At 68.5% G+C, this 12,482-nt stretch carries 12 protein-coding genes; 4 read left to right on the top strand and 8 right to left on the bottom strand.

Annotation, left to right across the window (positions count from 1 at the left end; genetic code table 11):
- Positions 1-134: 134 nt before the first annotated feature.
- From ABL838_RS16190 to ABL838_RS16200, 3 genes are read left to right on the top strand one after another with little or no spacing between them, the layout of a single operon-like run.
- Positions 135-812 (top strand): HAD family hydrolase, encoded by a 678-nt coding sequence (locus ABL838_RS16190; protein WP_418121163.1) that lies wholly within the window; start codon positions 135-137, stop codon positions 810-812.
- Positions 809-2,464 carry a phosphoglucomutase (alpha-D-glucose-1,6-bisphosphate-dependent) gene (gene pgm / locus ABL838_RS16195; RefSeq protein WP_418121164.1) on the top strand — a complete coding sequence of 552 codons (1,656 nt, stop codon included), beginning with the start codon at positions 809-811 and terminating at the stop codon, positions 2,462-2,464. Before ABL838_RS16190 ends, pgm begins: the two co-directional genes overlap by 4 nt.
- A gap of 6 nt (positions 2,465-2,470) precedes the next feature.
- Positions 2,471-2,890, top strand: a complete 420-nt coding sequence (locus ABL838_RS16200; protein WP_418121165.1) for a PPC domain-containing DNA-binding protein — start codon at positions 2,471-2,473, stop codon at positions 2,888-2,890.
- Here ABL838_RS16200 and ABL838_RS16205 read toward each other — a convergent pair.
- The 4 genes from ABL838_RS16205 to ABL838_RS16220 all read right to left on the bottom strand — a co-directional run bounded on the left by ABL838_RS16205 (position 2,856) and on the right by ABL838_RS16220 (position 7,560).
- Positions 2,856-4,217 carry a homoserine dehydrogenase gene (locus tag ABL838_RS16205; RefSeq protein ID WP_418121166.1) on the bottom strand — a complete coding sequence of 454 codons (1,362 nt, stop codon included), beginning with the start codon at positions 4,215-4,217 and terminating at the stop codon, positions 2,856-2,858. The two genes, ABL838_RS16200 and ABL838_RS16205, sit on opposite strands and share 35 nt — an antisense overlap.
- A gap of 270 nt (positions 4,218-4,487) precedes the next feature.
- Positions 4,488-5,543 (bottom strand): amino acid ABC transporter permease, encoded by a 1,056-nt coding sequence (locus ABL838_RS16210; RefSeq protein WP_418121167.1) that lies wholly within the window; start codon positions 5,541-5,543, stop codon positions 4,488-4,490.
- Complete coding sequence (locus tag ABL838_RS16215) at positions 5,540-6,529, bottom strand: amino acid ABC transporter permease (protein WP_418121168.1); 990 nt, start codon at positions 6,527-6,529, stop codon at positions 5,540-5,542. Before ABL838_RS16215 ends, ABL838_RS16210 begins: the two co-directional genes overlap by 4 nt.
- A complete protein-coding gene (locus tag ABL838_RS16220) occupies positions 6,526-7,560 on the bottom strand; it encodes an amino acid ABC transporter substrate-binding protein (RefSeq protein ID WP_418125872.1) in 1,035 nt (344 codons plus the stop codon). The genes ABL838_RS16215 and ABL838_RS16220 overlap by 4 nt, the downstream gene beginning before the upstream one ends.
- Positions 7,561-7,730: 170 nt before the next feature.
- On the opposite strand from ABL838_RS16220, the gene ABL838_RS16225 reads away from it, so the two are divergent.
- Positions 7,731-8,126 (top strand): DoxX family protein, encoded by a 396-nt coding sequence (locus ABL838_RS16225; RefSeq protein ID WP_126020222.1) that lies wholly within the window; start codon positions 7,731-7,733, stop codon positions 8,124-8,126.
- Positions 8,127-8,137: 11 nt separating this feature from the next.
- On the opposite strand, the gene def is transcribed toward ABL838_RS16225, so the two are convergent.
- The 4 genes from def to ABL838_RS16245 form a co-directional block, all read right to left on the bottom strand.
- A complete protein-coding gene (def, locus tag ABL838_RS16230; RefSeq protein ID WP_369662212.1) occupies positions 8,138-8,677 on the bottom strand; it encodes a peptide deformylase in 540 nt (179 codons plus the stop codon).
- 46 nt (positions 8,678-8,723) lie between these two features.
- A complete protein-coding gene (locus tag ABL838_RS16235) occupies positions 8,724-9,128 on the bottom strand; it encodes a hypothetical protein (RefSeq protein WP_184637664.1) in 405 nt (134 codons plus the stop codon).
- A gap of 127 nt (positions 9,129-9,255) precedes the next feature.
- A complete protein-coding gene (gene ligA, locus ABL838_RS16240) occupies positions 9,256-11,343 on the bottom strand; it encodes an NAD-dependent DNA ligase LigA (RefSeq protein WP_418121169.1) in 2,088 nt (695 codons plus the stop codon).
- 24 nt (positions 11,344-11,367) lie between these two features.
- Complete coding sequence (locus tag ABL838_RS16245) at positions 11,368-12,471, bottom strand: cell division protein ZipA C-terminal FtsZ-binding domain-containing protein (protein WP_126020229.1); 1,104 nt, start codon at positions 12,469-12,471, stop codon at positions 11,368-11,370.
- Positions 12,472-12,482: the final 11 nt, after the last annotated feature.

The following is a 12,482-nucleotide window of genomic DNA, read 5'->3' on the forward strand; positions in this document are numbered from 1 at the left end:
TGTGGCACAGGTTAAGCCAGCGGGCCTCGATGCATCAACTAAATCACGGGGGCGCGGCCCGGCGTCGCATTCGAGGGGTATGCTGAAAGCAACGCGCGCAGCCCATTGCAGTCAAGGCCCTCGGGCACGAACCCATGACACAAACCCCTGCCACGGTCTTCCTGATCGACGTCGACAACACCCTGCTCGACAACGACCGCTTCATCGCCGATCTCCATGCCCGCCTCGACGAGGCTTTCGGCGCCGAGGTCGCCAACCGCTACTGGACGGGCTTCGAGAAGCTGCGCGACGAACTCGGCTACGTCGACTACCTCGGCGCGCTGCAGCTCTTTCGCGCCGGCGCGGGCCGCAGCGGCATGAGCGACCCGCAGCTGCTGCGGATGTCCGGGTTCGTGGTCGACTACCCCTTCGCCGACAGGCTCTACCCCGGCGCGCTCGAAACGCTGAAGCACCTGCGCCGCCACGGCCCCACCGTGATCCTCTCGGACGGCGACGTGGTCCTGCAGCCGCGCAAGGTGCAGCGCTCGGGCCTGTGGGAGGCCACCGAGGGCCGCGTGCTGATCTACGTGCACAAGGAGGAGATGCTCGACGCCGTCGAGCAGCACCACCCCGCGCGGCACTACGTGATGATCGACGACAAGCTGCGCATCCTCTCGGCCATGAAAGCCATCTGGGGACCGCGTCTTACAACCGTCTTCGTGCGGCAAGGGCACTATGCGCTCGACGCCGGGGCCAACGCGGCCTACGCACCCGCCGACATCACCGTCGAGCGCATCTCGGATCTCATCAACTTCGACTTCCCGTCCACATGAGCCAAGCAAGCAACCCTCTCGCGGGCAAGCCCGCCCCCATCGAACTGCTGGTCGACGTGCCGCGACTCGTCTCGGCCTACTACACCGGCCGGCCCGATCCGGCGGTGCCTTCGCAGCGCGTGGCCTTCGGCACTTCGGGGCACCGGGGCTCTTCCTTCGACGATGCCTTCAACGAGTGGCACGTGCTCGCGATCAGCCAGGCCATCTGCGATTACCGCAGGCAGAAAGGCATCGACGGGCCGCTCTTCCTCGGCATCGACACGCATGCGCTCTCCACTCCGGCCTTCGGCAGCGCGGTCGAGGTACTGGCGGCCAACGGCGTGGAGCTGATGATCTCGAAGGACGACGAGTACACGCCGACCCCTGCCGTGTCGCACGCGATCCTGGTCTACAACCGCGGCCGCACCTCGGGGCTGGCCGACGGCATCGTCATCACTCCCTCGCACAACCCGCCCGAGAGCGGCGGCTTCAAGTACAACCCGCCCAACGGCGGCCCGGCCGGCACCGACATCACCTCGGCCGTGGAGGCCGCGGCCAACAGGATGCTGGCGAACGGCCTGGAAGGCGTGAAGCGCATGCCGCTCGCGCAGGCGCTGCGCGCATCGACCACGCACCGCCACGACTACCTGAACAGCTACGTCGAAGACCTGGCGCAGGTGCTCGACATGGAAGCGATACGCGACGTGAACATCGACCTGGGCGTCGATCCGCTGGGCGGCGCCGGCGTGCGCTACTGGCCCGCCATCGCCGAGCGCTACAAGCTCAAGCGCCTGAACGTGCTCAGCCGCGAGGTCGACCCGACCTTCCGCTTCATGTCGCTCGACTGGGACGGCCGCATCCGCATGGACCCGTCGTCGCCCGACGCGATGCACAAGCTGATCGAGCTGAAGGACCGCTTCGGCATCGCCTTCGCCTGCGACACCGACCACGACCGTCACGGCGTCGTCGCCGGCAGCACCGGGCTGATGCAGCCCAACAGCTACCTCGCGGTGATGATCGACTACCTCTACACGCACCGCCCGAACTGGCCCGCGCAGGCGGCCATCGGCAAGACGGTGGTGAGCAGCCAGATGATCGACCGCGTCGCCACCCGGCTCGGGCGAAGGCTGCACGAAGTGCCGGTGGGCTTCAAGTGGTTCGTCGACGGGCTGGTCGATGCCTCACTGGCCTTCGGCGGCGAGGAAAGCGCCGGCGCGACCTTCCTGCGCAGGGACGGCTCGGTGTGGACCACCGACAAGGACGGCATGGTGCCAGCCCTGCTGTCGGCCGAGATCGCCGCGCGCACCGGACGCGACCCCGGCGAGCGCTATGCCGAGCTGACGCAGGCACTGGGCAAGCCGGTGTCGAACCGGGTGGACGCGCCGGCCACGGTCGAGCAGAAGAAGCGGCTGTCGAGCCTGTCGCCGCAGCAGATTCGCTCCACCGAGCTGGCAGGCGACAGGATCGTCGAGGTGCTGAGCCATGCGCCGGGCAACGGCGCGGCCATCGGCGGCGTGAAGGTCGTGACCGCCAACGGCTGGTTCGCCGCGCGGCCCTCGGGCACGGAGAACATCTACAAGATCTATGGCGAGAGCTTCAAGGGCGAGGAGCATCTCGCGCGCATCCTCGAGGAGGCGCAGCAGGTCGTGGACGGCGCGCTCTCCGGAAACTGAAGCCGCATGCGAACGCTGGTGCTGCGGCTGAGCCCGGGCGACGACCTGCGCGCTTCGCTCGATTCGGCGCTGGGCCGAAGCGGGAGCGATGCGGCCTTCGTCGTCTCGGGCATCGGCAGCCTGAGCGGCGCGAGCATCCGGTTCGCGGGTGCGCCGACGCCGGCCCGCATCGAGGGCGACCTGGAAATCCTCACGCTGGCGGGCAGCCTGTCGCCGGACGGATCGCATCTGCACATCAGCGTGTCGGATGCCGAGGGCCGTGTCTCCGGCGGGCATGCGGCGCCGGGGTGCGTCGTGCGGACCACGGCCGAGATCCTCGTCGCCGTGCTGCCCGACTGGCGATTCGCGCGAACGCTCGATCCGCTCACCGGCTATGCCGAGCTGAGCCCGCTCAGCCTTCCAGCGACTCCACGCGCAGGGTCGTGACCGCGCCCGCCACCTCGGCGCGCGCCTGCAGCGCATGCACGGCCAGGTCGAGCGTGCCCTGCTCCACCGGGCCGGTCAGCACCAGCACCTGAGACCCCGTGCCGGGCCGCTCGGCCGCCAGCGCGACCTGGCGCACCGGCACTTTCTGCTCCGCGAGACTGGCCGCGACGGCCTGGATCTGATTGACCGCATGCACCGGCACGCGCAGGTAGTGCGATGTGTGGACGGCTGCGCGCGGCAGCACGGCCAGCGCGTTGGTCGCATGCGCATGGACGCCAAGGTGCGGCACGTGCTGAGCGGCATGGACGCCATCGAGACGCGCCACGTCGACCAGGTCGGCGATCACGGCGGAAGCCGTCTGCTCCGAGCCGGCGCCCGCGCCGTAATACATCGTGAGGCCGGCTGCGTCGCTCTTCACCATGACGGCGTTCATCGAGCCATTCACCTGCGCCATCAGGTGCGTGGCCGGCACGAGCACCGGCTGCACGCGCAACTCGACGCCGGCCGCCTGCCGGCGCGCGACGCCGAGCAGCTTGATGCGGTAGCCCAGCTGCTCGGCGCAGGCCACATCCACGCCCTGCAGCGCGGTGATGCCCTCGACCTGCGCGTCGGCAAAGCGAAGCGGCATGCCGAAGGCGTTGGCCGCCAGCAGGGTCAGCTTGTGGGCCGCGTCGATGCCCTCGATGTCGAAGCTGGGGTCGGCCTCGGCATAGCCCAGCGCCTGGGCCTGCGCGAGCGCGGCGGCGAAGTCCAGGCCCTCGTCGCGCATCTTGCTCAGGATGAAGTTGGTGGTGCCGTTGATGATGCCGGCCACCCATTCGATGCGGTTGGCGGCAAGGCCTTCGCGCAGCGCCTTGATGATGGGGATGCTGACGGCCACGGCGCCTTCGTAGGCCACGATCACGCCCTTCTCGCGCGCGGCGGCGAAGATTTCGGCGCCGTGCACGGCCAGCAGCGCCTTGTTGGCCGTGACCACGTGCTTGCCGTGCGCGATGGCGGCCAGCACCCAGTCGCGCGCCGGGCCGGTGCCGCCGGCCACTTCGACCACCACGTCGACGTCGGGATGCGTTGCGACCTGCATCGCGTCGGCCGTCAATGCGACGCTGTCTCCCACGATGCCGGCGGCGCGCTCCAGGTTGCGCGCGGCGACCATCACCAGCTCGATGGACCGACCCGCACGCGCGGCGATCTCGGCCCGGTTGCGCGCCAGCACGCGGAAGGTGCCCGAGCCCACGGTGCCGATGCCGATCATCCCCACGCGCAGGGTACGAATGGCCGCATGGCGGTGGTGCAAGGGCTCTAGGGATTCAACGGGATCGCGGTACATGGACAACTCCTGACGAAAAAACAAAACCCAGCTGCCAGAGCTGGGTTCATTCGTTCGGGGAGAGAGCGATACACCAGGTGGCTGCCGGAACGGCCACCTGCGCGTGCTCAGGTGGCCGCGGTGGTAATGGTGGTAATCATTCGGGCAACGACCATCGCCTGCGCGGAGGCAGGCAGCATCATGCGGCCCATGGGGGCTGCGAAGGATGCGAAGGGGAAACGTTGGCTCGACATGAAGCCACGAGTGTACAGGAGCCGGCGGCGCCACCGGTCAGGGCGCGGCCGACAGCCGCTTTTCGAGCCACACGCTGTAGCGCGAGAGCCCGAAACACAGCAACCAGTAGACCGCCGCGATGAAGAGATAGCCCTCGAGGTAAAACGGCCGCCAGGTCGGGTCGCCGCCCAGCGCCAGCCCCAGCGCACCCGTGAGCTCGAAGAGCCCGACCACGGTGACCAGCGAAGTGTCCTTCAGCGTGCCGACCACGTTGTTGGTCAGCGCGGGCACGACGAGCCGCAGCGCCTGCGGCAGCACGATGTCGCGCTGCACCGGCCAGCGGCCGAAGCCCAGCGCCATCGCCACTTCGGTCTGCCCGCGCGGCACCGCCTGCAGGCCGCCCCGGATGATCTCCGCAAGGTACGCGGCCACGAAGAGCGCCAGGCCCGCGAGCACACGCACCAGCACGTCGGGCTGCCATCCGGCCGGCCACAGCAGCGGCAGCAGGAACGAGGCCATGAACAGCACCGAGATCAGCGGCACGCCGCGCACCAGCTCGATGTAGCTCGCGCTCAGCGTGCGCACCACCGGCCAGCCGGAGCGCCGCCCCAGTGCCAGCAGCAGCGCGAGTGGAAAGGCCAGCGCCAGCCCCACCACGGCGAGCCCGATGGTCAGCGGCAGGCCGCCCCAGCGTCCGGTGGGCACATGGCTCAGGCCCAGTACGCCGCCGCGCATCAGCAGCACGAAGAGCAGCAGCGCGACGACCCACAGCGGCACCAGCCACCAGCGCCAGCTGCGCGGCCAGGCGCTGAGCATCGTCACGGCCGACAGCACGATCACCGCGACGGCGGGACGCCACTGTTCCTCGTACGGAAAACGCCCGAACAGCATCGGCCGCCACTTCTCGGCCACCACGCCCCAGCAGGCGCCATGCTGCACGGCGCGGCAAGCTTCGGCATCGGGCCGGAACACCGCGTGCACGATGCCCCATTCGACGGCGTGCAAGCCGATCCAGGCGAAGAGCGCCACCAGCAGCAGCGTCGCAACCGCGCGCAGCGGCGAACCCCAGAGTTCGCTGCGCCATGCGATGGGCTCCCGCGCGGCATTCCTCATCGCCAGCCCCGCAATGCGACGCGCGCGTTGTAGCGGTTCATGCCCAAGGAGATCACCAGCGACAGCAGCAGGTAGACCGCCATGATGATCGCGATGCACTCGAAGGCCCGGCCGTTCGTGCCGATGGTGGTGTTGGCCACCGATACAAGTTCCGGATAGCCCACCGCCACCGCCAGCGACGAGTTCTTGGTGAGGCTCAGGATCTGGTTGGTGAGCGAAGGCACGATCACCCGCAGGGCCTGCGGCAGCACGACGATGCGCAGCTGCTGCACCGGCGACAGCCCCAGCGCCTGCCCCGCCAGCACCTGCCCCTGGGGCACCGACAGGATGCCCGCGCGCACGATCTCGGCCACGAAGGCGGCCGAATAGAGGCTCAGGCCGGCCACGATGGTCACGTATTCCGGGCTCAGCGCCGCGCCACCGCTCACGCCGAAATCACCGCGCTCTGGAAGCTCGAAATGCAGGCCGCCCTCGCCCATCATCGGCCACGGCACGCTGAGGCCGCCCTTGCTCAGCCATACGCCCGGGAGCAGCCGTACCGGCTCCGTCGGATCGGGCAGCAGGTTTGCCATCGCGAAAGCCAGCATCAGCAGCTGCACCAAGAGCGGCACGTTTCGCACCAGCTCGACATACGCGGTACAGATGCCGCGCAGCAGCACATGCGGGGCCAGCCGGCCGATGCCGATCAGCGTGCCCAGCACCACCGAGAAGATGGCCGCCGGCACCGCCGCGCGCACCGTGTTGATCAGCCCCGCGAGGAAGGCGCGCCAGAATGGCTGGCTGGCATCGAAGTCGAGCCAGCCTTCGCTGATGGAAAAGCCAGTGGGCTCGGTCAGGAAGTCGAAGCCCGATCGCACGCCGCGGGCACGCAGCACTTCGAGCGCGTGGTGCACCACCCAGACGGCACCGGCCACCACGGCCAGCACCAGCAGGGCCTGGACGGCCCAGGCCAGCCAGACCCCGCGGCGCGAGGCCCGGTCGTTCATCGAACGGGGGGTGCGTAGATCAGGCCGCCCTTGCTCCACAGGTTGTTGGAGCCGCGCGGCAGCTTCAGCACCGACTTGGGCCCGACGTTGCGCTCGAAGATCTCGCCGTAGTTGCCCACGGCCTTGATGGCGCGGAAGGACCAGTCCTTGTCCAGGCCCAGCAGCTTGCCGAGGTCTTCACCGCTGCCCAGCAGGCGCTGCTGTGCCGGGTCCTTGCTGCTGGCCTTGAGCTCGTCGGCGTTGGCCTGGGTGATGCCGAACTCCTCCGCCTCGATGAGCGCGTTCGGCACCCACTTGGCGATGGCGAACCACTCGTCGTCGCCGCGGCGCACCAGCGGCGCCAGCGGCTCCTTGGAGATCAGCTCGGGCAGGATGATGTAGTCGTCGGGGTTGGTCGCTTCCTTGTTGCGCAGGCCGGCCAGCGCCGAGGCGTCCGTCGTGAAGGCCTGGCAGCGGCCCGAGAAGAAGGCCTTGAACGAGGCCTCGAAGCTCTCGAACACCACGGTCTTGACCGGAATGCCCAGCGCGCGGAAGTAGTCCGACACGTTCTTCTCGTTGGTGGTGCCCGACTGGGTGCAGATGGTGGCGTTCTTCAGCTGCCTGGCGCTCGTCACCTTGAGCTTCTTCGGCACCAGGAAGCCCTGGCCGTCGTAGTAGGTGATGGTGGTGAAGTTGAAGCCGAGCGAGGCGTCGCGCGTGAGCGTCCAGGTGGTGTTGCGCGCGAGGATGTCGATCTCGCCGGCCTGCAGGGCCGAGAAGCGCTGCTGAGAGTTGAGCGGCACGAAGTCGACCTTCTTGCCGTCGCCGAGCACTGCCGCCGCGATGGCGCGGCAGGTGTCGACATCCAGCCCCGACCAGTTGCCCTGCGTGTCGGGCGCCGAGAAACCGGCAACGCCGTTGGTCACGCCGCACTTGACGGTGCCGCGCTGCTTGACCGCGTCGAGCGTCTTGCCGGCAAAGGCCGGAGCAGCGAAGGCCATGGCGGCGATGCAGGCGCCTGCGAGCAGTGCCGGGCGGAATCGTTTGTTCATCATTGGTGTTCTCCTCAACAACGGTAAGCAAAAGGCAGTGTACGGGCCGACGCCGGACTCTGCCAAAGAACTCCGGGTTGGATGCATATGCGCCGCACAAGGCTGGATCGACAGGCCCAGGGTTCACTACCATACGGCCCTTCAACAACCACTCAATGGGAATCCACACAATGGTCAAATCCGACGACACCGGCAAGTTCATCCTGCGCGTTTCGCTTGGCGTGCTGATCCTGCTGCATGGCATCGCCAAGCTCCAAGGCGGCGTCGGCTTCATCTCCGGCATGCTGGCCCAGCACGGGCTGCCGGGCGCATTGGCCTACCTGGTCTACGTCGGGGAAGTGGTGGCGCCGGTGCTGCTGATCGTCGGCCTCTACACGCGGCCTGCGGCCTGGATCGTGGCCATCAACATGGTGGTGGCGATCGCGCTGGTCCATACGAAGGAACTGGGCGCACTCGGCAAGCAAGGCGGCTGGGCGCTCGAACTGCAGGGCATGTTCCTGGCCGCGGCCCTCGGCCTCGCTTTCATGGGTGGCGGCCGCTTCGCACTGAGCAGCAAGTACAACTGAGCCGACCCGGCTCAATCGTCGTCGGCAGCATCGAGGCCCGGGAACAGCACCTCGGTGTAGCCGAAGCGCGAGAAATCGCGCACCCGCATCGGGTAGAGCTTGCCCAGGAGATGGTCGACTTCATGCTGCACCACGCGCGCATGAAAACCGGTGGCGACCCGCTCGATCGGATCGCCATACGGGTCGAACCCGGAGTAGCGGATGTTGGCGAAGCGCGGCACCACGCCGCGCAGGCCCGGCACCGACAGGCACCCTTCCCAGCCCTCCTCTTCATCGTCGTTCAGCGGCGTGATGATGGGGTTCAGCAGCACGGTGCGCGGCACCGGTGGCGCATCGGGATAGCGCGGATTCACGACGTCGGTGCCGAAGATCACTAGCTGCTGGTCGACGCCGATCTGCGGCGCGGCAAGGCCGGCGCCATTGACAGCATGCATGGTCTCGAACATGTCGCGCACCAGCATGTGCAGCTCGTCGGTATCGAAGGCGGCGACCGGCTGCGCGATGCGCAGCAGCCGGGGGTCGCCCATTTTCAGGATTTCGCGGATGGCCATGGCGGGATTATCGCGATGGCTCCGGTTCTCCACTCCCGACGGGGAATCAGGGAGGGGTCTGAGTCTTGGAGTCGGGAGAAGTCCACAGTCGCGCGTTGCCGCGCGGTGGTGTGGGGATCGAACCCGGACCGCCACCAGCGATCGGCGGCCGGGGCGGCACCACCACCGGCGGAGCTACCGGCCGGCCACCGCCACCCCAGACCGGCGGGCGTGCCGGATAGCCCGGACGGTCGTAGTAAGGCCTGTCGTAGTAGCGCGGACGCCGCTCGTAGTAGGCCCCGCCGTTGATGTAGACCGGTGCCGGCACCACCACAGGCGCGGGCTCGCTGTAGTAAGGCCCCGACGAATAGCCCCCGCCGTAGTAGGGATCGGCGGGCACGCCCACGCAGCCCGACAGCAGCACGACGCCGCCGACTGCAGCAAGAGCACCGAGAACTCGAATTTTTTTCATGAGGGACTCTCCTTGTGGCCTTCAATTAGCTTTCAACGCCAGGTTTTAGACCCTGTTGACTGCGCTCCGATGAAGTCGCGTAACGGCCGGTAAAGAGGACTGGCCGCCTTTGCCGACTGCACCCCGTTCAGGCCGCCAAAACGCCATTGGCGAGGATCTCCAGCATACGCGCCTCGTCGATGATCTCCACGCCGGCTTCGCGCGCCTTCTCGAGCTTGCTCCCGGCCTCTTCGCCGGCCACCAGGTAGTGGGTCTTCTTGCTGACCGAGCCGGACACCTTGGCGCCGGCCGCCTCCAATTTATCCTTCGCTTCGTCGCGGCTCAGCGTAGGAAGGGTGCCGGTGATGACGAAGGTCAGTCCCGCCAGCGGCTTCGGCGCCCTGGCGGCCGGCTCGCCCTCTTCCCAGGCCAGTCCGCAGGCGCGCAGTTGCTCGACCACCTCGCGGTTGTGCGGCTGGTCGAAGAAGGTGCGCAGGCTCTGCGCGACCACCGGGCCGACGTCGTTCACCTCGAGCAGCTGTTCTTCGGTCGCGTCCATGATCGAATCCAGCTTGCCGAAATGCTTGGCCAGGTCCTTCGCGGTCGACTCGCCCACGTGCCGGATGCCCAGCCCGAACAGGAAGCGCGGCAGCGTGGTCTTCTTCGAGGCTTCGAGGGCATCGACGAGGTTCTTCGCCGACTTCTCCGCCATTCGATCCAGTCCCGCCAGCGTGGTGAAACCCAGCTTGTAGAGGTCGGGCAAGGTGCGGATCAGGTTCGAATCCACGAGCTGTTCGACCAGCTTGTCGCCCAGCCCGTCGACGTCCACTGCGCGGCGCGCCGCAAAGTGCAGGACGGCCTCCTTGCGCTGCGCCGCGCAGAACAGGCCGCCGGTGCAGCGGTAATCGACCTCGCCCTCCTCGCGCACGGCTTCCGAGCCGCACACGGGGCACTTGTGCGGCATCGTGAAGACGGCGCCGCGCTGCTCTTGCGGCTTGGCCAGGCTGTCCGGTGCCACGCCGACCACCTCGGGAATCACGTCCCCCGCGCGGCGCACGATCACCGTGTCGCCCACGCGCACGTCCTTGCGGCGGGCCTCGTCCTCGTTGTGCAGCGTCGCGTTGGTCACGGTCACGCCGCCGACGAACACCGGCGCCAGCTTGGCCACCGGCGTGAGCTTGCCGGTGCGCCCGACCTGGATCTCGATGCCGACCACCTCGGTCAGTTGCTCCTGCGCCGGGTACTTGTGGGCCACGGCCCAGCGCGGCTCGCGAGAGACGAAGCCCAGCTGCCGCTGCAGCTCGATGCTGTCCACCTTGTAGACCACGCCGTCGATGTCATAGGGCAAGGCGTCGCGCTGGCGTCCGATGTTCTCGTGAAACGCTATGAGTTCGATAGCACCGGTAGCCCGAGCAGTCTGCGTAGCCACGGGGAAGCCCCATTCATGGAACTGCTGCAGCCAGTCGAATTGCGTCGGCCAGTCGGGCCCGCCCTCGGCCACCGGCGTGACCTCGCCCAACCCATACGCAAAGAAGCTCAGGGGCCGCGCCGCCGCGATCGCCGGATCGAGCTGGCGCACCGCACCGGCCGCCGCATTGCGCGGATTGACGAACACCTTCTCGTTCTTCTGCCCCTCGGCGATCTTCTGGCGCTGGCGTTCGTTCAGCGCGTCGAAATCCGCGCGCTTCATGTAGACCTCGCCGCGCACCTCGACCACCGGCGGCGCCTTGCCGTTGAGGCGCAAGGGAATCTCGCGCACCGTGCGGATGTTCTGCGTGACCTCCTCGCCCACCTCGCCGTCGCCGCGCGTCGCGGCCTGCACCAGCACGCCGTTCTCGTAGCGCAGGTTCATGGCCAGCCCGTCGAACTTCAGCTCGCAGACGTAGCTCACCTGCGGGCCGTCCTCGGCCAGGCCAAGCTCGCGGCGCACGCGCGCATCGAAGGCGCTGGCGCCGCCGGGCGTGATGTCGGTTTCGGTGCGGATCGACAGCATCGGCACCTTGTGGCGCACCTTGACGAAGCCGTCGAGCACCTTGCCGCCCACGCGCTGGGTCGGCGAATCGGGCGTGCGCAGATCGGGAAACTCGGCTTCGATGGCCTGCAGGCGCTGGAAGAGCTTGTCGTACTCCGCGTCCGGCAGCTCGGGCGCGTCGAGCACGTAGTAGAGATGGGCGTGCCTGTGGAGCTGTTCGCTCAGTGCGGCGGCTTCGCGTGCCGCTTCGTCGCGCGTCGTCATGGTGTCTCCCGGGGAGGAATCGGATTAGCTGAAGAGCCGCCGCGCCAGCGGAGAGCCCGCCGCAAGGTCGCGCCCGTCGAGCGTGTCGTAGAGCTGTTCGAGGTCGGCGCCGATCACGTCCATGGTCTCGTCGCGCAGCAGCTGGCCGTCGCTGTCGGTGACCACGCCGTCCATCTCGCGCGCCAGCGTGGCGGCGGCTTCGCGCATGCGGCGGAAGGGTTCCTCGGCACGGTCGACCTGCGGCACGTCCAGGCTCAGGCTGAGTTCGCGGATGGCCGACTGGGCCGGATCGTCGGCCAGCGCGGCCTGGGTGTCGAAGGCCAGCCCGAGGATCGGCGGCAGGCCCGCCTCGCTGGTCGGCAGCACCATGCGGCCCGGGATGATGCCGGCCACGAAACCGAGGCGCGCGGCGTTCTGCTGCACGTAGCCCGGGCTCCAGGCCGCATGCAGCGCGCGCAGCACGAAGCCCAGCTGCGCATCGTGCGCGCTGGCGAACTGGTCGAGCTCGCGGGCGCGCGCCACCTCGTCGAGCATCTCGGGAAACTCGGGCGCGCCGTTGACGGCATCGGCAAAGGCCTGGGCCTTGACCACGAACTCGGAGTACTCGATCTCGTTGAGCGCCCCGGTGCGGTTGGCCAGCTGCACGCCGACCTGGAAGGCGCTGTAGCGCTGGCCGGGCACGGGCGGCTCCCACTGGCCGGTGTGTTCGTTCAGGCCCTCGATGGCCACCGGCTTGCTGCCCGCGCGGCGCGTGGGCGGCATGGCGGCGATGGCGGCGTCGCCCGAGGCCAGGCCATCGAGCGAGATCGGCGCGATCACGTCGATCAGCGGATCGAGCCCGCCGCGGCGCTCGGCCGCGGGCGCTGGCACGCCGCTGGGCGCAGGAAGATCGGGGTCGAACAGCGGCTCATGCCGGTCAGAGCCCTGCACCTTGTTCGGATCGGCGTGCAGCACCGGCTCCACGCCGTCATCGCCAGCGGCCAGCGCGCGCTCGGCCTCGTCGAGCGCAACGTCGACTGCATCGGGTTGGCGGGGCGCGTTGCGGCGCGACATCATGGCCTCGTAGCCGACAACGGCCGCGAGAACGAGGCCGCCGAAGATTGCCAGGGCGAGTGTGAGATTGCTCATGGATCGTTGCC

It is taken from the genome of Variovorax sp. 160MFSha2.1, from assembly GCF_048305075.1.
Taxonomy (GTDB): Bacteria; Pseudomonadota; Gammaproteobacteria; order Burkholderiales; family Burkholderiaceae_C; genus Variovorax; species Variovorax guangxiensis.

What these genes read in the sequence shown, in the direction of transcription:
- ABL838_RS16205 (WP_418121166.1), bottom strand. Translation starts at nt 4,217, where the DNA reads ATGTACCGCGATCCCGTTGAATCCCTAGAGCCCTTGCACCACCGCCAT.
- ABL838_RS16245 (WP_126020229.1), bottom strand. Translation starts at nt 12,471, where the DNA reads ATGAGCAATCTCACACTCGCCCTGGCAATCTTCGGCGGCCTCGTTCTC.
- ABL838_RS16210 (WP_418121167.1), bottom strand. Translation starts at nt 5,543, where the DNA reads ATGAGGAATGCCGCGCGGGAGCCCATCGCATGGCGCAGCGAACTCTGG.
- pgm (WP_418121164.1), top strand. Translation starts at nt 809, where the DNA reads ATGAGCCAAGCAAGCAACCCTCTCGCGGGCAAGCCCGCCCCCATCGAA.
- ABL838_RS16200 (WP_418121165.1), top strand. Translation starts at nt 2,471, where the DNA reads ATGCGAACGCTGGTGCTGCGGCTGAGCCCGGGCGACGACCTGCGCGCT.
- ABL838_RS16220 (WP_418125872.1), bottom strand. Translation starts at nt 7,560, where the DNA reads ATGAACAAACGATTCCGCCCGGCACTGCTCGCAGGCGCCTGCATCGCC.
- ligA (WP_418121169.1), bottom strand. Translation starts at nt 11,343, where the DNA reads ATGACGACGCGCGACGAAGCGGCACGCGAAGCCGCCGCACTGAGCGAA.
- ABL838_RS16235 (WP_184637664.1), bottom strand. Translation starts at nt 9,128, where the DNA reads ATGAAAAAAATTCGAGTTCTCGGTGCTCTTGCTGCAGTCGGCGGCGTC.
- ABL838_RS16225 (WP_126020222.1), top strand. Translation starts at nt 7,731, where the DNA reads ATGGTCAAATCCGACGACACCGGCAAGTTCATCCTGCGCGTTTCGCTT.
- ABL838_RS16215 (WP_418121168.1), bottom strand. Translation starts at nt 6,529, where the DNA reads ATGAACGACCGGGCCTCGCGCCGCGGGGTCTGGCTGGCCTGGGCCGTC.
- ABL838_RS16190 (WP_418121163.1), top strand. Translation starts at nt 135, where the DNA reads ATGACACAAACCCCTGCCACGGTCTTCCTGATCGACGTCGACAACACC.
- def (WP_369662212.1), bottom strand. Translation starts at nt 8,677, where the DNA reads ATGGCCATCCGCGAAATCCTGAAAATGGGCGACCCCCGGCTGCTGCGC.